At 66.0% G+C, this 18,050-nt stretch carries 18 protein-coding genes; 9 read left to right on the forward strand and 9 right to left on the reverse strand.

The genetic code is table 11. The features are described 5' to 3' along the window. Window positions 1-403 precede the first annotated feature (403 nt). Complete coding sequence (locus tag C8J47_RS14510) at window positions 404-1,867, forward strand: lipopolysaccharide biosynthesis protein (RefSeq protein ID WP_404969286.1); 1,464 nt, start codon at window positions 404-406, stop codon at window positions 1,865-1,867. Between the two features lie 15 nt (window positions 1,868-1,882). Here C8J47_RS14510 and C8J47_RS14515 read toward each other — a convergent pair whose 3' ends face one another. Next, window positions 1,883-2,314, reverse strand: coding sequence for a CBS domain-containing protein (locus C8J47_RS14515; protein ID WP_121886275.1), 432 nt, complete (start codon window positions 2,312-2,314; stop codon window positions 1,883-1,885). Between the two features lie 50 nt (window positions 2,315-2,364). Between C8J47_RS14515 and C8J47_RS14520 the strand changes: the two genes are divergently transcribed. Beyond that, window positions 2,365-2,667 carry a hypothetical protein gene (locus C8J47_RS14520; protein WP_235529765.1) on the forward strand — a complete coding sequence of 101 codons (303 nt, stop codon included), beginning with the start codon at window positions 2,365-2,367 and terminating at the stop codon, window positions 2,665-2,667. A 171-nt stretch (window positions 2,668-2,838) separates the two neighbouring features. Here C8J47_RS14520 and C8J47_RS14525 read toward each other — a convergent pair whose 3' ends face one another. The 4 genes from C8J47_RS14525 to hisS all read right to left on the reverse strand — a co-directional run bounded on the left by C8J47_RS14525 (window position 2,839) and on the right by hisS (window position 7,739). Continuing rightward, window positions 2,839-4,083, reverse strand: coding sequence for a DUF4167 domain-containing protein (locus C8J47_RS14525; protein ID WP_121886276.1), 1,245 nt, complete (start codon window positions 4,081-4,083; stop codon window positions 2,839-2,841). Window positions 4,084-4,339: 256 nt separating this feature from the next. Next, window positions 4,340-5,158, reverse strand: a complete 819-nt coding sequence (prmC, locus tag C8J47_RS14530; RefSeq protein ID WP_121886277.1) for a peptide chain release factor N(5)-glutamine methyltransferase — start codon at window positions 5,156-5,158, stop codon at window positions 4,340-4,342. 126 nt (window positions 5,159-5,284) lie between these two features. Next, complete coding sequence (gene prfA / locus C8J47_RS14535; RefSeq protein WP_121886278.1) at window positions 5,285-6,358, reverse strand: peptide chain release factor 1; 1,074 nt, start codon at window positions 6,356-6,358, stop codon at window positions 5,285-5,287. 145 nt (window positions 6,359-6,503) lie between these two features. Further along, window positions 6,504-7,739 (reverse strand): histidine--tRNA ligase, encoded by a 1,236-nt coding sequence (gene hisS, locus C8J47_RS14540; protein WP_121886279.1) that lies wholly within the window; start codon window positions 7,737-7,739, stop codon window positions 6,504-6,506. Between the two features lie 49 nt (window positions 7,740-7,788). On the opposite strand from hisS, the gene C8J47_RS14545 reads away from it, so the two are divergent. The 3 genes from C8J47_RS14545 to ppa all read left to right on the forward strand — a co-directional run bounded on the left by C8J47_RS14545 (window position 7,789) and on the right by ppa (window position 11,091). Then, window positions 7,789-8,442, forward strand: a complete 654-nt coding sequence (locus tag C8J47_RS14545) for a DUF1345 domain-containing protein (protein ID WP_121886280.1) — start codon at window positions 7,789-7,791, stop codon at window positions 8,440-8,442. An 82-nt stretch (window positions 8,443-8,524) separates the two neighbouring features. Continuing rightward, window positions 8,525-10,438: a M61 family metallopeptidase gene (locus tag C8J47_RS14550; protein ID WP_121886281.1), complete on the forward strand. Its 1,914-nt coding sequence runs from the start codon at window positions 8,525-8,527 to the stop codon at window positions 10,436-10,438. A gap of 74 nt (window positions 10,439-10,512) precedes the next feature. After that, window positions 10,513-11,091, forward strand: a complete 579-nt coding sequence (ppa, locus tag C8J47_RS14555) for an inorganic diphosphatase (RefSeq protein WP_121886282.1) — start codon at window positions 10,513-10,515, stop codon at window positions 11,089-11,091. 178 nt (window positions 11,092-11,269) lie between these two features. Here ppa and C8J47_RS14560 read toward each other — a convergent pair whose 3' ends face one another. Genes C8J47_RS14560 through ispG form a run of 4 tightly spaced genes read right to left on the reverse strand, consistent with a single transcriptional unit; the run spans window position 11,270 to window position 14,391 of the window. Next, window positions 11,270-11,752, reverse strand: a complete 483-nt coding sequence (locus tag C8J47_RS14560; RefSeq protein WP_121886283.1) for a GNAT family N-acetyltransferase — start codon at window positions 11,750-11,752, stop codon at window positions 11,270-11,272. After that, window positions 11,749-12,648, reverse strand: coding sequence for a DMT family transporter (locus C8J47_RS14565; protein WP_121886284.1), 900 nt, complete (start codon window positions 12,646-12,648; stop codon window positions 11,749-11,751). The genes C8J47_RS14560 and C8J47_RS14565 overlap by 4 nt, the downstream gene beginning before the upstream one ends. Before the next feature lie 40 nt (window positions 12,649-12,688). Beyond that, entirely contained in the window at window positions 12,689-13,234 is a 546-nt protein-coding gene (locus C8J47_RS14570; protein WP_147454344.1) for a hypothetical protein, read from the reverse strand. Between the two features lie 20 nt (window positions 13,235-13,254). Then, window positions 13,255-14,391 (reverse strand): flavodoxin-dependent (E)-4-hydroxy-3-methylbut-2-enyl-diphosphate synthase, encoded by a 1,137-nt coding sequence (gene ispG, locus C8J47_RS14575; protein WP_107954038.1) that lies wholly within the window; start codon window positions 14,389-14,391, stop codon window positions 13,255-13,257. Between the two features lie 115 nt (window positions 14,392-14,506). On the opposite strand from ispG, the gene C8J47_RS14580 reads away from it, so the two are divergent. The 4 genes from C8J47_RS14580 (at window position 14,507) to C8J47_RS14595 (ending at window position 18,001) form a co-directional block, all read left to right on the forward strand. Further along, window positions 14,507-15,028 carry a DUF1993 family protein gene (locus tag C8J47_RS14580; RefSeq protein WP_121886286.1) on the forward strand — a complete coding sequence of 174 codons (522 nt, stop codon included), beginning with the start codon at window positions 14,507-14,509 and terminating at the stop codon, window positions 15,026-15,028. A gap of 68 nt (window positions 15,029-15,096) precedes the next feature. After that, window positions 15,097-16,236, forward strand: a complete 1,140-nt coding sequence (locus C8J47_RS14585; RefSeq protein WP_121886287.1) for an acyltransferase family protein — start codon at window positions 15,097-15,099, stop codon at window positions 16,234-16,236. After that, window positions 16,233-17,153: an isoaspartyl peptidase/L-asparaginase family protein gene (locus tag C8J47_RS14590; RefSeq protein WP_121886288.1), complete on the forward strand. Its 921-nt coding sequence runs from the start codon at window positions 16,233-16,235 to the stop codon at window positions 17,151-17,153. The genes C8J47_RS14585 and C8J47_RS14590 overlap by 4 nt, the downstream gene beginning before the upstream one ends. Then, entirely contained in the window at window positions 17,150-18,001 is an 852-nt protein-coding gene (locus C8J47_RS14595) for a S1/P1 nuclease (RefSeq protein WP_121886289.1), read from the forward strand. The genes C8J47_RS14590 and C8J47_RS14595 overlap by 4 nt, the downstream gene beginning before the upstream one ends. Window positions 18,002-18,050: the final 49 nt, after the last annotated feature.

Consider the following 18,050-nt stretch of genomic DNA (forward strand, 5'->3'; position numbering starts at 1 on the left):
CACATGTCCCTTCATCTTAACCTACAATGTCAAAGAGCCGACAAAAATACCGACACTCGCATAACCTCCCTCTCGAGAAGCTTGGAGCATCTGGTCTTTTGCGACCGCCGCGGTAGCCGGTGAGGCACTCCGCTGCGGTGACACCCCTCTAGGCGGGGTTCCGATTCGCGTCAAACACAATCTTTCACATTTGTGGCAATTTTTGCCGGCTGACGCGTTTATGACGCCCGCAGCTTTGGTATAAGCCATATCTAGAGCGTTGGATGTGAGCTGTTTTTCCTAAGTACCGCAGAGGTTCAGCCTATTCCCGGTAGCGCAACCGTTTTAAGGCCTCGCCTTAATCCGTTGTGAAGGGGCATATCGCTACATGCCCGATACGATGGATACCGCGACTCCTGCCTCGATGCCGGCCGACGATCAGCCCTCGCTGGCCGGACAAGTCCGGAGCGCATTGATCTGGCGCTCGGGCAGCCAGATCGTTGCGCAGCTGGTGCAATGGAGTGCCACCTTCCTGGTGATCCGGATTCTCGCCCCCGCGGATTACGGGCTGTTCGCGATGTGCCAAGTGGTTCTCACCTTCATGGCGATGCTCAATGGCTATGGCCTCGCGAGCGGGCTGATCCAGCAAAAGGAGATCAGCCACCGCGAAGTGCGGCAGCTGTTCGGAATGCTGATCGTGCTGAACGTGACGCTTGCGATCGCCCAGCTCTCGCTCGCCCCGCTCACTGCAGCATATTACCGGCAACCGATCGTCGGCCACATGCTGCGCGTCCAGGCGCTGCTCTATCTGACGACGCCGTTCATCGCCCTGCCCTATGCCCTGCTGTCGCGCGCGATGGACTTTCGCCACCAGGCCAAGGCTAACATCACCGCATCGGTCGCGTCGGCCAGCGCAGCGCTGGGTGGCGCGATGTACGGTCTGGGCGTCTGGACGCTGGTGCTCGCGCCGATCGTGCTGTTCAGCGTGCGCGGCGCAATGATGACGTGGTCGGCGCGCTCGCTGGTGTGGCCGAGCTTCGATTTTCGTGGGGCCGGGACGATCGCGCGCTATGGCGGGGTGATGGCCGCGAGCCAGCTGTTCTGGTTCCTGCAAAGCCAGGCCGACGTCTTCATCGCCGGACGCAGCTTTTCGCCGCACACGCTCGGCATCTATACCACCAGTCTGTTCCTGACGCAGATCTTCGTCTCGAAATTCGTGCCGCCGCTGAACGAGGTCGCCTTCTCCGCCTATGCGCGGATGCAACATGATCCGGATGCGATCGGCCGTGCGTTCGTGCGCGGCGTGCGGATGGTGATGATCGTCGCGATGCCGTTCTATATGGGGTTGGCGGCGACAGCGGAGCCCTTGGTGCTGACGATGCTGGGCGAGAAGTGGCGCGAGACGGCCCCGGTGGTACACCTGCTCGCGCTCGCGATGCCGTTCATGACGTTGCAGGTGTTGTTCACGCCGGCCTCCGATGCGCGGGGTCGCCCCGGGATCGGCGTGCGAAACGGCGCGACCGGCGCGATCATTCTCGCCACCGCGTTCCTGGTCGGCGTACACTGGGGACCGACCGGCATGGGCGTCGCCTGGATCCTCGCCTATCCGCTGTATCTATCGATCAGCGCGTGGCGGACCCTACCGGTGATCGGCGTGCGCGCGCGCGACGTCGCTGCCGCGGTCGCCGCGCCAGCGTTCGGGGGAATCGCGATGGCGCTGGTGGTCCGACTGGTCGACCGCACCCTGCCCCCACTCGACGCGCACTGGCGGCTGGCGATACTCGTGCCGATCGGCGCGGCGGTATACGCGAGCTGGATGCTGGTCTTCGCACGCGCGACGATCCGCGAGGTGATCGCGATCGCCCGGAAACAGCCACTGGCCGCCTAGTCTGGCGCGCCTACGCTACGCCGACTGGATATACTCGCGCATCGCCGCGGCGTCCGCCTCGATCCGGTCGATCCGATATTTGACGAGATCGCCGATCGAGACGAACCCGACCAGCGTATCGCCGTCGATCACCGGCAGATGGCGGATCCGGCGCTGCGTCATCAGCGACAACGCGCCGATCGCCGACTCGGCGGGACCGATCGATTTCACCGCGGTGGTCATCACGTCGCCAATCCGACGCGCCAGCGCCGCGGCCCCGTCGGTATGAAGGCAGTGGATCACGTCGCGTTCGGAGAAAATACCGGCTACCCGGCCGTTCTCCAGCACCGGCGCCGCGCCGATCCGCTTTTCCGCGAGCAACGCCACAGCGTCCGCCACCGTCGAATCAGGATGCAGCGAGAGGACGTCCCCTGCATCCTTGCCGCTCAGGATTGCCGCGATCGTCATGTTCGCCTCTCCATCTCTTGCGTCTTCGTAGCGCGTGGATTGAAGAAACCATGTTTGCGCGGCAATGGGAAGCGATGAGCGACCTGCCGCCCGGCCTGGACGACCCGGACTATGCCGCGTTTGCCTGGGCGCGGTTCCGGGCCATCATGGCGTGGATGGTGCTGGCCGCCGCAGTGTGCGTCGCGGCGATCATCGCGGCGATGGCGCATATCCAAGGGCCGCTGCATCTGGTGACGATGCTGGCGGTGATCGGCGGGGTCGGCGGATCGGTGATGATGGCCGGGCTGCTGATGGGACTCGCGTTCCTCAGTTCGGGCAGCGGGCACGACGAGGACGTGACCCGGATCGACTGAGGGAGACAGAAAGCCAGCGCTAAAATCGCGCACTGTCTTCCTCCCTCCCGGTTGCGGGAGGGGGAGACGATTAGCCGCCCACCTTCCGAAAACCCCCGCCGACGAAAAAGGCCGGCACCGCGCGAAGCGGTACCGGCCTTTTCAATCCTCGGACCGACGTCGGTGCGAGGCTCAGCCAGCCTGAACTTCGTCCGGTACCGCGCGAACGCGGCGGCGGCGGGGCTTTTCCTCGGCAACGGTGTCGGCAGGAGCCGCTTCGGCTGCGGGTGCCGGCGATGGTGCAGGGGCAACCGTTGCCGAGATGCCGAGCGACGGCGGCAGGCGATCCGCGTCGAACGCGGTCGGTGCGTGCTCGTCCTGCCCGCCCTGATCTTGCGCGATAGGGGCGTCGAGGCTGCGATCGCGGCGCGGACGACCGCGACGGCGGGGCTGCTCCTCGGTCGTCTCGACGGCTTCGGTCGACTGCGCCACCTGCTCGGTGGCCTCGTTTACCGAACGAACCGCATCGGCTTCCGAATCCTGGTTGGCGTTGGCGACCGGTGCGCTCACGCGGGGCGTGCGGCGGACCGTCTCGCGCTGGGGCGTGTCGCGGTACTCGCTGCGGGGCTCGCGGACCTGCTCGTCGCGGGGCTGCGGCTCGCGCTGCTGGGTCTCACGCGCCTGCGCTTCGCGAGCCTGGCCCTGCTCTTCGCCGCTGCGATCGTCACGCGGCTGGGCATCACGCGGGGTGTTGCGCTGGTTGCGCGGATTGTCGCCACGGACGCGGTCCTCGCGCTGGCCTTCGTTGCGCGGCTGCGCCTCGTTACGCTGGCTCTCATAGCGGTTGTTCTCGTACCGCGGCCGCTCTTCGCGCTGCGGACGATCGTCACGCTGAGGACGATCCTCGCGGTTCTGGTTGTCGCGAGCCTGGTTCTCACGATTTTGGCCCTCACGATTCTGGCGGGGCGCGTTCTGGTACTGGCCGTTCTGCTGGCCACCATTCTGCTCGCCACGAGCCTGCTCGGGCGTACCCTGCTGCTCGCCGGAGCGGATCGGTTCGCCCTCGTCGCCGTAATCGTCGTCGCCGTCGAGATCGAACGGCTGCTGGCGGCGTGGCTGCTGCTGCGCCTGCGGCTGGCTCTCTTCGAAACGCGCGCGGGTCTCGCTCAGGACGCGGAAATAATGGTCCGCGAACTGAAGGTAATATTCGATGTTGACGCGGTCGCCCTGCTGCTGCGCATCGCGCGCGAGGTTCTTGTACTTCTCGTACAGCTGGCTCGCGTTGCCGCGCGCGCGGCTGTCGATGCGGTTGCCGGTATCGCGACCACCCTGGCCACCACCGCCGCCGCCCTGGCGTTGACCGCCGCCACTACCGCCGCCGCCATTATTATTGTTGCCACGACCGCGACGGCGGCCGGCTTGCCGGTTGTTGATCAAGCTTGTGTCCTCAGTCGTCGAACCAAAATCTGGTCGTGCTCCGAAATGCGGTGCAAACCCCCGTCGCGCACCGACGATCTAGACGAGATCGGTGCGTCGAACTTGCCAGGGCCGCCGGACTGCAGCGACCTCAAAGCGAAGGATGCGGGTCAACGCTCAAAACCGACCAATCGTCGAGAGTGCGTGCCCCTGCCCGCGTGATAGCGTCCGCAAGGGACCTACTACAAGCGAAATGTGAGGTTTAGCGCCATATTGTTCAAGTCGCGGGGGCGTGGGTTGCGACTAACGCACGCGCGTTGCCGCCATAGTCGTGATGGAGCGCGACGTGCAGACCTTGCGCTTCGAGCAACGCGGTGACGGGAGGAGCCTGCGTCGAGCCGATCTCGATCACCGCCGCGCCACCGGGGGCGATCAACGCGGGGAGCTGCTCGGCGAGGATGCGGTAGTCGTCGAGCCCGTCTGCGCCGGCGAAGAGCGCGGCGTGGGGTTCGTGGTTCTGGACTTCGGGCGGGAGTTGCTCGTCGGTGGCGATGTAGGGCGGGTTAGCGAGGATCAGGTCGAACTGACCGACGATCGCGCTGGCCCAGCTGCCGTGGATGAAGTGAGTGCGGTCGGCCATGCCGAGGGTTGCGGCGTTGGCGCGGGCGTAGGCGAGCGCTTGGGGGGAATAGTCGACGCCGAGGCCTACTGCGGGCCATTCGTCGAGCGCGGCAAGGAGCAATGTGCCGGGGCCGGTGCCGAGGTCGATTACAGTTGCGGGGGCGCGGCCGGTGAAGTGCGCCTGGGCGGCGATCAGGAGTGTTTCGCTGTCGGCGCGGGGGACGAGTGCGCCAGGCCCGACGGCGAGGTCGATCGACCAGAAGCCGCGGGTGCCGGTGATGTAGGCGATCGGCTCGTGGTCGAGGCGGCGTTCGACGAGTGCGGCGAAGGTGTCGGGGATGGCGTAGCGATCGGGGTCGAGGAGGATCGCGTTGCGCTCGACGCCGAGCGCGTGCGCCATCAGGAGTTCCGCGTCGAGGCGCGGGGTGGCGGAGAACGCGAACTGCGCAGCGGCGGTGGCGAGTGCTGCACTCACTGCTCCCCTCCCGCTTGCGGGAGGGGTCGGGGGAGGGGCTGTCACCGGGCGATGCCCCTAGCAGGAAGCCCCTCCCCTAACCCCTCCCGCAAGCAGAAGGGGAATGCCGTTGCGGCTGGGGAGTGCTCAGCCATCCAGTTGCACCAGGCGGTCCGCTTCGTCCTGCGCGATCAGTGCGCCGATCAGTTCGTCCATCTCGCCCGCGACGATCTCCGGCAGGCGGTGCAGCGTCAGGTTGATGCGGTGATCGGTGACGCGGCCTTGCGGAAAATTATACGTGCGGATGCGTTCAGACCGGTCACCCGAGCCGACCATCGACTTCCGCGCACCCGCGCGCTCGGCATGCAACCGGTCGCGTTCCGCCTCGTACAGCCGAGTCCTGAGCACGCGGAGGGCCTTGGCCTTGTTCTTGTGCTGCGACTTCTCGTCCTGCTGGATCACGGTCAGCCCGGTCGGGATGTGGACGATCCGCACCGCGGAGTCGGTCGTATTGACCGACTGCCCGCCCGGGCCCGACGAGCGATAAACGTCGATGCGGAGGTCCTTGTCGTCGATCTTGACGTCGACCTCCTCCGCCTCGGGCAGCACCGCGACGGTCGCCGCCGAGGTGTGGATCCGGCCGCCCGCTTCGGTGGTGGGCACGCGCTGGACGCGGTGGACGCCGCTTTCGAACTTCAATTTGGCGAACACGCCCTGGCCAGTGACGCTGGCGACGACTTCCTTGAAGCCGCCCGCGTCGGACGAAGATCCGGAGATCATCTCGACCCGCCAGCCCTGCGATTCGGCATAGCGCTGGTACATCCGGAACAGGTCGCCCGCGAACAGCGCCGCCTCGTCGCCACCGGTGCCGGCGCGGACCTCGAGCATCGCCGAGCGCTCGTCGGCGGAATCGCGCGGCAACAGCGCGAGCGCGAGCTTGCGGTCCGCGGTCTCGAGCAGCGTGCGGTTCTCGTGCAGTTCGTCCGACGCCATCGCGCGGAGCTCGTCGTCGGCATCTTCGGCCATGAACGCGAGGCTCTCCGCCTCCTGCCGCAACCGGCGCACTTCGGTGGCGGCTTGGGCCACGGGTTCGAGCTCGGCGTATTCCTTCGATACCGCGACGAAGCGGTCGGAGGGGAGGTCGCCGGTCGACATCAGGGCTTGGAGCTCGTCACGCCGCGCCTCGATCGCGCGGATGCGGTCGGGGGAGATCTGGGTCATGAAATCCTCCCCGGCACGGGGAGGGGGACCGCCCGAAGGGGGGTGGAGGGGGCGGGCCGCAGGTGTTGCGCGACGTGGAAGCCCCCCTCCGTCAGTGCCGCGCACTGCCACCTCCCCGTGCCGGGGAGAATTTGCGAATGATCCATCACGACAGCAGCGTCTTCAATTGGGCCTCAAGCCCTTCGGCTTCAGACCCGAGCATCTTCAACTTTCGAACGACTTCGCCGTCGGCACGACGAACGCTCACGATCGCCTGTGGGGTTGCCTTGACGGCCTTGTCGAAGCGTTTTTTCGGCGAACCGGATGCAACCAGATCGGCGGACACTCCATTTCGCCGGAGGTCGGAAATCAGGGCGATCGCATCGAGACTCGAGTCGTCGTCCTCCGCAACGACGATGACTTCGGCACGCTGCTCAGTCGGTTCCTCCAACAACATAGCCAAGCGTTCGACACCCGCGGCCCAGCCAACGCCCGCCGTCTCCGGACCGCCGAGCGAGCCGATCAGCCCGTCATACCGACCACCTGCCAGCACGGTCCCCTGCGAGCCCAGCCGGTCGGTCACGAACTCGAACGCGGTGTGGCGGTAGTAATCGAGGCCGCGGACCAGTCGCGCATTGCGCTCCCACGCCACACCCGCCGCATCGAGCCCGGCGGTCACCGCCTCGAAGAACGCACGTGCCTCGGGCGTCAGATACGCGTCGATATCCGGCGCGCTGTCGGCGATCGGGCGATCGCGCGGGTCCTTCGAGTCGAGTATCCGCATCGGGTTCTTTTCGAGCCGCGTCAGGCTGTCCTCGGACAGTTCGCCGCGATGCGCCTCGAAATGCGCCACCAGCGCCTCGCGCCACGCATCGCGCGTCGCCGCGTCGCCCAGCGTGTTGAGCTGCAACGTCACGCCCTCGGAAATGCCGAGTTCGCGGAGCAACTGATCCGCCAGCACTAGCAGTTCGACGTCCGCCGCTGGTTCCGCGGCACCGATCACCTCGGCGTCGATCTGGTGGAACTGGCGGAAGCGGCCCTTTTGCGGGCGCTCGTAGCGGAACACCGGGCCGCTGGTGGTGAGCTTCAGCGGTGCGAACTGCTGCCAGCCTTCGGTCAGGTACGCGCGCGCAATACCGGCGGTGAACTCCGGGCGGAGCGTGAGCGAGTCCCCACCGCGATCCTCGAACGTGTACATTTCCTTCGACACGACGTCGGTCGTCTCGCCGAGCGAGCGCGCGAACACCGCCGTCGACTCGAACACCGGGATGTCGACGCGCTGGAAGCAATACAGCGCCCGCACGCGTTCGAACGTGGCGAGGACGTGCGCGAACCGGCGCTGCTCTTCGCCGAAAATGTCCTGGGTGCCACGGATGCGGCGCGGGGTTTCAATCTTAGCCATGATGCGCGCGTATCTAGGCGACGTGCCCACGAAGCGCTAGCGCTGTGGCATGACTGAAAAAGCCAGATATTGGGGCCTCGGCCAACGCGTTGCCCCGCCGCGCTTCATCCTGTTCGTGCTGGTCTTCGCGATCGGGCTGGCCGCGATGATCCCGCGCTTCGGGCTCGGGCGCGGTACGATGGCGGCGTTCGACGTCGCGGCGGTCGTGTTCCTGATCGCGGTCTCGACCTTGTTCCGCAACGCCACCGCCGCCCGGATGCGCCGTGCCGCGGAGGAGAACGACGCCAACCGTGCGGTGCTGCTAGGGTTCAGCGGGACGATCATGCTGGTCATCCTGGTCGCGGTGGCGAAGGAATTGCAGGGCAAGAACGACGCGGTCGGAATCGCGCTGACGATCACGACGCTGGCGCTCGCGTGGCTGTTCTCGAACATGATCTACACGCTGCATTATGCGCATCTGTTCTATGTCGACGATCCGGACGGCAAGGATGCGAAGGGCCTCGATTTCCCGAGCTGCGACGAGCCCGATTACTGGGACTTCGCCTATTTCGCGTTCACGCTGGGGATGACGTTCCAGACCTCCGACGTGCAGATCACCTCGCGCCGGGTGCGCAAAGCCGCGCTCGGCCAGTGCATGGCGGCGTTCGTGTTCAACATCGGCGTGCTGGCGTTCACGATCAACGTGCTCGGGAGTGCTGGCTGAGGGTACCGGGTAAAGGACTGGACGGCTGCCCTTTATCGCGATTACACCTCGGGTCATCGTCTCTCAGCCGGAAGGCCCTTCCTTGATCCGCAAGCTTCTCGTCGCATCCCTGCTCGCGTCCGCCGCCCCTGCGTTTGCGCAGGTCCCAGCGGGCAACACCGCGCCGCAGCCGGTGCCGTTCGTCGACACCATCCCCGACGCGGTCGACATGCCCTATCCGGGCACGCTGCTGCTCGACGTCGATGCGACCGATACCGAGCGCGGCATCTTCCGCATCAAGCAGACCATTCCGGTCGCCAAGTCTGGGCCGATGGCGTTGCTTTATCCGAAGTGGCTGCCCGGTGCGCATTCCCCGCGCGGCGAGATCGAGAAGCTCGCCGGCCTCGTGATCCGCGCCAACGGCAAGATCGTCCCCTGGACGCGCGATCCGGTCGACGTCTTCGCGTTCCACATCGACGTCCCGACCGGCGCGAAGACGCTGGTCGCCGAATTCCAGTTCGTCTCCGCGACCAAGGGCGACCAGGGCCGCGTGGTGATGACGCCGACGATGGTCAGCCTCGAGCCCAATCTCGTCAGCCTGTACCCCGCAGGCTATTTCACGCGCCAGATCCCGATCAAGATGACCGTCACCTACCCGACCGGCTGGACCGCCGCGGGTGCGGTGCCCGCCAAGGTCTCGGGCTCCACCTACAGCTACGACACGACCAACTACGAGATCCTGGTCGATTCGCCGACCCTGGCGGGCAAGTACGGCAAGGTCTGGCCGCTCAGCCCTAAGGTCGATCTCGACGTCTTCGCCGACAGCCCCGACCAGCTCGCCGCCAAGCCCGACCAGATCGACGCGCACAAGCGCCTCGTCGACCAGGCCGCCAAGACCTTCGGCGCGCAGCATTACGATCATTACCACTTCCTGCTGTCGATCAGCGATCTGCTCGGCGGGATCGGCCTTGAGCATCATCGCAGTTCCGAGAACGGCGTGAAGCCGGGCTATTTCACGGAGTGGGACACGACCTCCGCTGCGCGGAATCTGCTTCCGCACGAGTTCACGCATAGCTGGGACGGCAAGTTCCGCCGCGGCGCCGACCTGTGGACCCCAGACTTCCGCACGCCGATGCGCGATTCGCTGCTGTGGGTGTACGAAGGCCAGACGCAGTTCTGGGGCTATGTGCTCCAGGCGCGCTCGGGGCTGGTCAGCAAGCAGGACACGCTCGACGGCTATGCCGCGATCCTGAGCATTTACGACAGCGCGAAGGGTCGCGAATGGCGCCCGCTGATCGACACCACCAATGATCCGGTGATCTCGGCCCGCAAGCCGAAGGGCTGGACCAGCTGGCAGCGCTCGGAGGACTATTACAACGAAGGCCTGATGGTCTGGATGGAGGTCGACGCGATGCTCCGCCAGAAGTCGAACGGCACCAAGTCGATCGACGATTTCGCAAAAGCCTTCTTCGGCGTCCGCGACGGCGATTACGGCGAGCTGACCTACACCTTCGCCGACGTCGCGAAGACGCTCAACGGTATCGTCCCCTATGACTGGGCGACGTTCCTCAACACCCGCCTGACCGAAACCGGCAAGCCCGCCCCCATCAACGGCTTCGCGATGAACGGCTACAAGCTGGTCTACGGCCCCGAGCAGAGCCCGTATCTTAAGCAGGTCGAGAAGACCCGCGGCACCGATGTCAGCTATTCGCTTGGGCTGGTGATCAACAAGGAGGGCGTGGTCACCTCGTCGATCTGGGACAGCCCGGCGTTCAAGGCTGGCCTCGACGTCGGCACCGAAATCGAGGCGGTCAACAGCGAGGCGTATTCGTCAGACCGGATCAAGGCGGCGATCCTCGCGGCGCGGGGAACGAAGGCACCGATTCGCCTGACGGTGAAGAACAACGACCGATTCCGGGACATCACGCTCGATTACCATGACGGGCCGCGCTATCCGCGCCTCCAGAAGGTCGGTACAGGGGAAGGCGGGCTCGACAAGCTGCTGACGCCGCGTTGAGCCTTTGAAATCTATCGGTGCCGGCGGCTCTCCCTGACGAGAAGCGCCGGCATCGTCATATCGAAAGGACCGCCATGCGTATCGATCTCATCCCGACCGGCAAGAACCCGCCCGAGGACCTGAACGTCATCATCGAAGTGCCGACCGGCGGCGAGCCCGTGAAGTACGAGTTCGACAAGGCATCGGGCGCGCTGTTCGTCGATCGCATCCTGCACACGCCGATGCGCTATCCGGCGAACTACGGTTTCGTGCCGCATACGCTCAGCCCCGATGGCGATCCTTTGGATGCCCTGGTGATTGCGCGCTCGCCGTTCATCCCGGGCTGCGTTGTCCGCGCACGGCCGATCGCGGTGCTGAACCTGGAAGACGAAGCCGGCGGCGACGAGAAGCTCGTCTGCGTACCGGTCGACGCGGTATTCCCGTATTACGCCAACATCGGCGAGCGCGCCGACATGCCCGAAATCGTGTTCGAGCAGATCGAGCACTTCTTCACGCACTACAAGGACCTCGAGAAGACGAAGTGGGTCCGCGTCGGCAAGTGGGGCGACGCCGAGGAAGCCAAGCGCGTCACGATCGAGGCGGTCGAGCGCTATGAGGCCGAGAAGGCAAAGGGCAAGGAGCCGATGAATTCGGACGACGCCGCAGGGCGCTGATCTGACGTCTGTCGGTTTACTGCTCCGGGGAGCGTTCTGAATTTACCTCCCCGGCGCAGGCCGGGGCCCAAGTGGAAAGGTCGAAGTAACGGAGGACCATCCGTCGTTACCTCTATCTCCCAATTGGGCCCCGGCAGGCGCCGGGCAGGTACTATCTGACGCAACCGGCTCGGGGCGGTTAGATCGACCGCCCCGCCAACCTAACCAACGCATCCCCGGACATCCGCTGGATCGTCCATTCCTCCATCCCGACCGCGCCGACCTTCCGATAAAACGCGATCGCGTCGGCATTCCAGTCGAGCACCGACCATTCGAACCGCGCACAGCCGCGATCGAGCGCCATGCCGGCCAGATGCGCCAGCAGCGCACCGCCGACCCCCTGCCCGCGCGCGTCCGGTGTCACGTACAGATCCTCCAGATACAGCCCACGCTTGCCGGTCCAGGTCGAGAAATTATGGAAGAACAACGCGAACCCGAGGGGGCCTTGCGCGGTCTCTGCGATCACGGCCTCCGCGGCAGGCCGCTCCCCGAACAGCGCCTCCGCCAGCATCGGCTCGGTCGCCTCGACCGCATCCGACTCGCGCTCGAACGCGGCGAGCTCGCGGACGAAGCGCAGGATCGTGCCGATATCGGCAGCGGTGGCGGAACGGATGACGGTCATGCACTGGCCTCGATCGATGTCTGCGCGATGTCACGCCGCCGCGCCGCGTACAGGCACGCGACGACGATGATCGCCGCGCCCGCCAGCGTGAACGCCGATACCCGCTCGCCGAACACCAGGAAACCCAGCACCGCCGCGTAGACGAACGAGGTATATTCGGTGGTCGCAAGAAACCCGGTATCGCCGTGCGCATAGGCCCAGCCGAGCAGCCACAACGACGCGGTCGCCAGCCCGGCGGCGAGTATGAGCTTGGGCCATTGCGCCGCCTCGGGCACCACAGCCAACCAGGGCGCAGCGAACGCCAACGTCGCGGTGATGACGAGCGCCTGGAAGAACGCGATCTCCCCCGGCCGCGCCGCCTGGCTCTGCAGCCGCGCGATCACCAGGTTCACGGCATACAATACCGCCGAACCGAGGATCGCGAGCGTCCCATGGAACGTCTCGGGTCCAGGCACCTCGCGCCCCTGCCCGATCATCACGACCACCACGCCACCGAGCGCGGCGATCGATGCGACGAACGTCTTCCACCCGACGCGCTCGCCCAGCGTCACCGCGGCGAGCAACAGCGCGAGGATCGGCGCGATGTAGGTCAGCGAAATCGCCTGCGCCATCGGGACGCGTGCGAGCCCCCAGAAGAACAGCACCGCCATCGCGGTGGTCACCAACCCGCGCGCCAGATGCAGCTTCAACGCGCGCCCGCTCGGCCGCCCGCTGTTCCCGAGCTTCCACGCGACCGCGCCGAGCCCGACGCTGATCATCTGCCGCCACAGCAGCGCGTTATAGACGCCGATCGCGAGGACCAGCGACTTCATCACCGCATCCATCATGGAGAACAGGCCAATGCCGAACGCGGCAATTGCGAAGGCCAGAGCGGGAGAAACTGTGCGTGCCGTCATTGACAACGGCCGGCTCCGAACATGACCGGCCGCAGCAAGGTCAACGCCCCATCAGGCGGTTCCACAAGCCGGTTTGTCGCCTTTGCCCTCCAGCCTCTACGACTGTGAAGGCCGGCTCAATCCCGTCTAGCTCTGTTAGATCATGCTTAAATCCGCAGATCGAGCGAGCGACCTCAAGCGGAATATCAAATATAAAATCTACATCCGTCGCGTGCGCCTGCTTTGCTCGCAAATCGGCGATCATAGCCGAAGCCTGGAACGGAAGGTTGCCTTCAATAACTAAGTGATCGAGGATCTTGTTCCCCTCGTGATGCAAACGCCAGCGCGAAGTTCTGTTTTCGAACATAACAGCAGTCGAGTGCATGCATGTTTCGTTGACGCATACCGCCAGCACGGGCCCGTGCTGCGACAATAGAGCCGCCGTCTCGTCACTGGCAAAGGCTTCGTCATTGGACCATAACACAGTCCAGCCGGTCGCAAGTTCGGCGATAGAAAATAGCGACTCGTTCGCTTCATCAGGCACTCCGGTATCCCGAAATCCGAAATGCGCCAGCAACGCATCCGAGTTCACGCCGCTTACCGCCATCCAAGAAACCCGAAAGCCCATTATTCCGCGGCCACAGGCACCAACGCAGCCATCGCTTCGTCCGCTGCGTCGATCTCGGCCGCTTTCGCCTCGACCAGCCGGACGATGTGGTCGACCATGTCGGCGTCCTGGACGTGGTGGTCGGTGACGCCCGACAGATACACCATGTGCTTGCCGTTGCCGCCGCCTGTGATGCCGATGTCGGTCTCGCGCGCTTCACCGGGCCCGTTCACCACGCAGCCGAGCACCGACAACGACATCGGCGTGCGGATGTGCTGCAACCGCTCCTCCAGCGCCTGCACGGTGCGGATCACGTCGAACCCCTGGCGTGCGCATGACGGGCACGACACGACGCGGACGCCGCGGTTACGGATGCCAAGCGCCTTCAGGATCTCGAAGCCGACGCGGACTTCCTCTTCGGGCTCGGCGGAGAGCGACACGCGGATCGTGTCGCCGATGCCGTACCAGAGCAAACTCCCCATCCCGATCGCTGACTTGACCGTGCCGCCGACGAACCCGCCCGCCTCGGTGATGCCGAGATGCAGCGGGCAATCGACCTGCTCCGCAAGCTGCTGGTACGCCGCCACCGCGAGGAACAGGTCGGAGGCCTTCACCGCGACCTTGAACTCGTGAAAGTCGTGGTCCTGCAAAAGCTTGATATGATCGAGCGCCGACTCGACCAGCGCATCGGGGCAAGGCTCGCCGTATTTCTCGAGCAGATGCCGCTCGAGCGAGCCGCCGTTGACGCCGATACGGATCGCGCAGCCGTTGGATTTCGCCGCGTCGACGACTTCCTTCACGCGCGCCGCCGAGCCGATATTGCCCGGGTTGATGCGCAGGCACGCCGCGCCCGCATCGGCGGCTTCGAGTGCGCGCTTGTAGTGGAAATGGATGTCCGCGACGATCGGCACGCGGCTCGCGCGGACGATCTGCTTCAGCGCGGCGGTCGACTCGACGTCGGGGCAGCTGACGCGGATAATGTCGACGCCCGCGTCCTCGCAGCGGCGGATCTGGTCGACCGTCGCGCGCACGTCGTCGGTCGGTGTGTTGGTCATCGTCTGCACGGTGACCGGCGCATCGCCGCCGACGGGGACGTTGCCGACCATGATCTGGCGGCTCTTGCGGCGGGTGATATCGCGCCAGGGACGAAGGGACATGGGGATTCCTCGGGAGTTCGAGGCCTATATAGCGACTTGCGCGCTGGAACGGAACATCGCTGGCCGGAGTAGCGATCGTCGGCCATAGCGGCGCACGGCTTTAGGAGCGAACGCGATGACCCTGTCCCTGTACGATGCGACGATTCCCTCGAACCTCCAGATTCTGCGTGCGGTCGACGCGCTGCTCGACAAGGCGGAAGCGTTCGCCGTCGAGAAGGGTATAGAACCCGCGACGCTGATCGATGCGAAGCTCGCCGACGACATGCTGCCGTTCGGCTATCAGGTGAAGGCCTGCGCCGGACATTCGGTCGGCGGGATCGAAGGCGTCCGCGCCGGCACTTTCGCGCCCGACCGCTCGGCCTGGCCCACCGATTTCGCGGGTCTCCACAAGGTGATGCGCGACGCGATCACTACGCTGGAGGGGATCGACCGCGACACCTTCGATGCGCTCGCCGACAACGACACCACGTTCGAGTTCGGCACGTTCGTCATGCCGTTCACCGGTGCGAACTTCCTGCTCTCGTTCTCGCAGCCCAATTTCTACTTCCACGCCAGCACCGCCTACGCGATCCTGCGCACGCAGGGCGTGCCGATCGGCAAGCGCGACTTCATGGGCACGCCGCGCATGAAGGCGTGAACCGGCGGGGGGAACGGCTGAGCCCCCCGACGCTTGCGGCACGGGCCCCCGGCCCGTAGGGCCGCGAGATGACGCGGCATTTCGGCATGGACTGGCTGCGGATCGGTGCGTTCGCGCTGCTGATCCTCTACCATATCGGCATGGTCTTCGTGCCGTGGAACTTCCATGTGAAGTCGCTCCATGTCGAGGACTGGGTGCGATTGCCGATGCTGGCGAGCAACGCATGGCGCCTCACGCTGCTGTTCGTCGTCTCGGGCTATGCCAGCCGCGCGCTGCTCAACCGGTCGAGCGGCACAGGCGGATTCTTCGCCAACCGCTGTTACCGCCTGCTGGTGCCGCTGCTGTTCGGCATGGCGGTGATCGTCCCGCCGCAACCCTGGGTCGAGTTGGTCACCAAGCACGCCTATGCCGGCAGCTATCTGACGTTCTGGACCCATGACTATTTCCGCTTCGGCAAGCTTGCCGGGCTGTCGCTGCCGACCTGGAACCACCTCTGGTTCGTCGTCTATCTCTGGGTCTACACGAGCGTTTTGACGCTCGGGCTGGTCGTCGTTCGCGGCGACTGGCTGCAACGCGCGTTCGACTGGGTCTTCGGCAGCTGGGCGGTGCTCGTCCTCCCCGTCGCGTGGCTCGTGTTCGTCCATGCCTGGTGGTTCCAGATGGCCGCGGAATCGCAGGCCCTGTTCGGCGACTGGGTCGCGCACGTCACCTATTTCCCTGCCTTCCTGTTCGGCTTCGGCCTCGCCCGCTCCGAGCCCGCAATGGCGGCGATCGCGCGCTGGTGGAAGGTCGGCGCGGTTGCCGCGGTGCTCGGTTATATCGCGATCATCGGCGTCGAGCTGGAATGGCCGGGCGACATCGTCGCGCCGCGCTGGATCTACCCTGGCTACGGCGTCGCCCACGCGCTCGAGCAATGGGGCGCGATCGTCGCGCTGATCGGGATCGCCGAGCGCCACTGGAACCGCGACCATCGCTGGCGCCGCACGCTGACCGAGGCGGTATTCCCGTTCTACCTGATCCACCAGACGATCATCGTCCTCGTGATGTACGCGCTGCTCCCCGCCGGCCTGCCGGGCTGGGCGGAGTTCGCGTGCCTGCTCGCCGCGACGACGATCGGCTGCATCGCCTTCTACTGGATCGGCCGCAGCATCGCGCCGCTCCGCCCGCTCATCGGCCTTCGCGCCCTACCCTCGAAAGACTCAGCATGACCTGGACCCTCGTCATTCACGGCGGCGCCGGCAAGCTCGACAGCGAGATGGTCTCGCCCGAGCAGGATGCGGGCGCGAGAGCCGGCCTGTCTCGTGCGCTCGACACTGGGTCGGCGGTGCTGGCGGACGGCGGTAGCGCGCTGGATGCGGTCGAAGCGGCGGTGCGCGTGCTGGAGGACGACCCGCACTTCAATTCGGGGCGCGGCGCGGTGTTCACGCACGACGGCACGCTGGAGCTCGACGCCGCGATCATGGACGGCCGGACGCGAGCCGCCGGCGCCGTTGCCGGAGCCACCGGCACGCGGAATCCGGTCGGCCTGGCTCGTGCGATCCTCGACGACGGGCGCCACGTCTTCCTCGCCGGCAAGGGCGCGGATGCGTTCTCGCTCGAACGCGACCTTCCCCAAGCCAATGCGGACTGGTTCGCGACCGACGAACGCCGCCGGCAATTTGCGGAGTTCCAGGCCGAGGGCGGCGGGTTCGATATCGACATGAAGTACGGCACCGTCGGCGCAGTCGCCTGCGATGCGCACGGCCACGTCGCCGCCGCCACGTCGACCGGCGGCGTCACCGGCAAGCGCTGGGGCCGGATCGGCGACACGCCCGTAATCGGCGCGGGCACCTTCGCCGACGATCGCGCCTGCGCGGTATCGTGCACGGGCTCTGGCGAGTTCTTCCTCCGCATCGGCGTCGGCCACGAGATTGCCGCGCGCGTCCGCCTGTCCGGCGAGTCGTTGCAGGTCGCGGCCGACGCGGTGCTTGCCGAGGTGAAGGCGCTTGGCGGCACCGGCGGGGTGATCGTCGCAGGGCCGGACGGCGCCATGGCCTGGGGCTTCAACACCGTCGGCATGTACCGCGGCACTGCGTCGTCCGCGGGTAGCCGGACCGTCGCGATCTACGCTAACGAGCCGGCATGAAGCGCTATTTCCTCGCTGCGATCGCCTCGCTCGGCCTCGCCTCCCCCGCCACCGCGTTCTGGGAGTATGGCCACCAGACCGTCGCGCAGATCGCCTATGCCAACGTCACGCCGAAGACCAAGGCCGCGATCCGCCGGTTGCTCGCGCAACAAGCTTTGCTCGAAACGCCCGAATGTCCCGCGGGGACGATCGAGCAGGCGAGCGTCTGGGCGGACTGCATCAAGCCACTCAAGACCGCCGACGGCAAATCGCGCTTCGGGTTCGCGTATAACTGGCATTTCCAGGACGCCGACGTCTGCGCGCCGTTCGACGTGACCGAGTCGTGCAAAGACGGCAATTGCGTCTCGGTCCAGATCGACCGCGACGTGAAACTGCTCCGTGACCGCGCCACTTTGCCGAAGGACCGCGTCCAGGCGCTGGCGTTCCTGATCCACTTCGTCGGCGATCTGCATCAGCCGCTCCATGCGGGCGATCGGCATGACAAGGGTGGCAACGACGTGAAGGCGGATTACGGGATCTATGGTCCGGCGCGGTTCAATCTGCATTCGATCTGGGACGGCCCGCTCGCTGAGCGCGCGATCTCGACGCCGCCCTCGCTGGTAAGACGGTATCCGGCGGCTGAGCGCGCCAAGATTGGGGCTGGGACCGTTACCGACTGGAGCCATGAATCCTGGGAAGCCGCGCATACGGCGTATGCGGCGGCGCTTGGCGGCGACGCGTGCGGTACAGTGCCGGCGCGGGTGAAGATGGACGATGCGACGATCGCCAAGATGGTGCCGGTGTCGCGCGAGGAAGTGCGCCGCGGGGGGATCCGCCTGGCGAAACTGCTCGACAAGGCGCTGGGGTAAACCACTTACCCTCTCCCCTCCGGGGAGAGGGAGGGGCCCGCGGGCTCTT

Origin of the sequence: Sphingomonas sp. PP-F2F-G114-C0414 (genome assembly GCF_003688595.1) — a bacterium.
GTDB lineage: Bacteria > Pseudomonadota > Alphaproteobacteria > Sphingomonadales > Sphingomonadaceae > Sphingomonas.

Coding starts and splice junctions, on each gene's coding strand:
- C8J47_RS14510 (WP_404969286.1), top strand. CDS start 404: ATGCCGGCCGACGATCAGCCCTCGCTGGCCGGACAAGTCCGGAGCGCA.
- C8J47_RS14515 (WP_121886275.1), bottom strand. CDS start 2,314: ATGACGATCGCGGCAATCCTGAGCGGCAAGGATGCAGGGGACGTCCTC.
- C8J47_RS14520 (WP_235529765.1), top strand. CDS start 2,365: ATGTTTGCGCGGCAATGGGAAGCGATGAGCGACCTGCCGCCCGGCCTG.
- prfA (WP_121886278.1), bottom strand. CDS start 6,358: ATGACCCAGATCTCCCCCGACCGCATCCGCGCGATCGAGGCGCGGCGT.
- hisS (WP_121886279.1), bottom strand. CDS start 7,739: ATGGCTAAGATTGAAACCCCGCGCCGCATCCGTGGCACCCAGGACATT.
- C8J47_RS14545 (WP_121886280.1), top strand. CDS start 7,789: ATGACTGAAAAAGCCAGATATTGGGGCCTCGGCCAACGCGTTGCCCCG.
- ppa (WP_121886282.1), top strand. CDS start 10,513: ATGCGTATCGATCTCATCCCGACCGGCAAGAACCCGCCCGAGGACCTG.
- C8J47_RS14560 (WP_121886283.1), bottom strand. CDS start 11,752: ATGACCGTCATCCGTTCCGCCACCGCTGCCGATATCGGCACGATCCTG.
- C8J47_RS14565 (WP_121886284.1), bottom strand. CDS start 12,648: ATGACGGCACGCACAGTTTCTCCCGCTCTGGCCTTCGCAATTGCCGCG.
- C8J47_RS14570 (WP_147454344.1), bottom strand. CDS start 13,234: ATGGCGGTAAGCGGCGTGAACTCGGATGCGTTGCTGGCGCATTTCGGA.
- ispG (WP_107954038.1), bottom strand. CDS start 14,391: ATGTCCCTTCGTCCCTGGCGCGATATCACCCGCCGCAAGAGCCGCCAG.
- C8J47_RS14580 (WP_121886286.1), top strand. CDS start 14,507: ATGACCCTGTCCCTGTACGATGCGACGATTCCCTCGAACCTCCAGATT.
- C8J47_RS14585 (WP_121886287.1), top strand. CDS start 15,097: ATGACGCGGCATTTCGGCATGGACTGGCTGCGGATCGGTGCGTTCGCG.
- C8J47_RS14590 (WP_121886288.1), top strand. CDS start 16,233: ATGACCTGGACCCTCGTCATTCACGGCGGCGCCGGCAAGCTCGACAGC.
- C8J47_RS14595 (WP_121886289.1), top strand. CDS start 17,150: ATGAAGCGCTATTTCCTCGCTGCGATCGCCTCGCTCGGCCTCGCCTCC.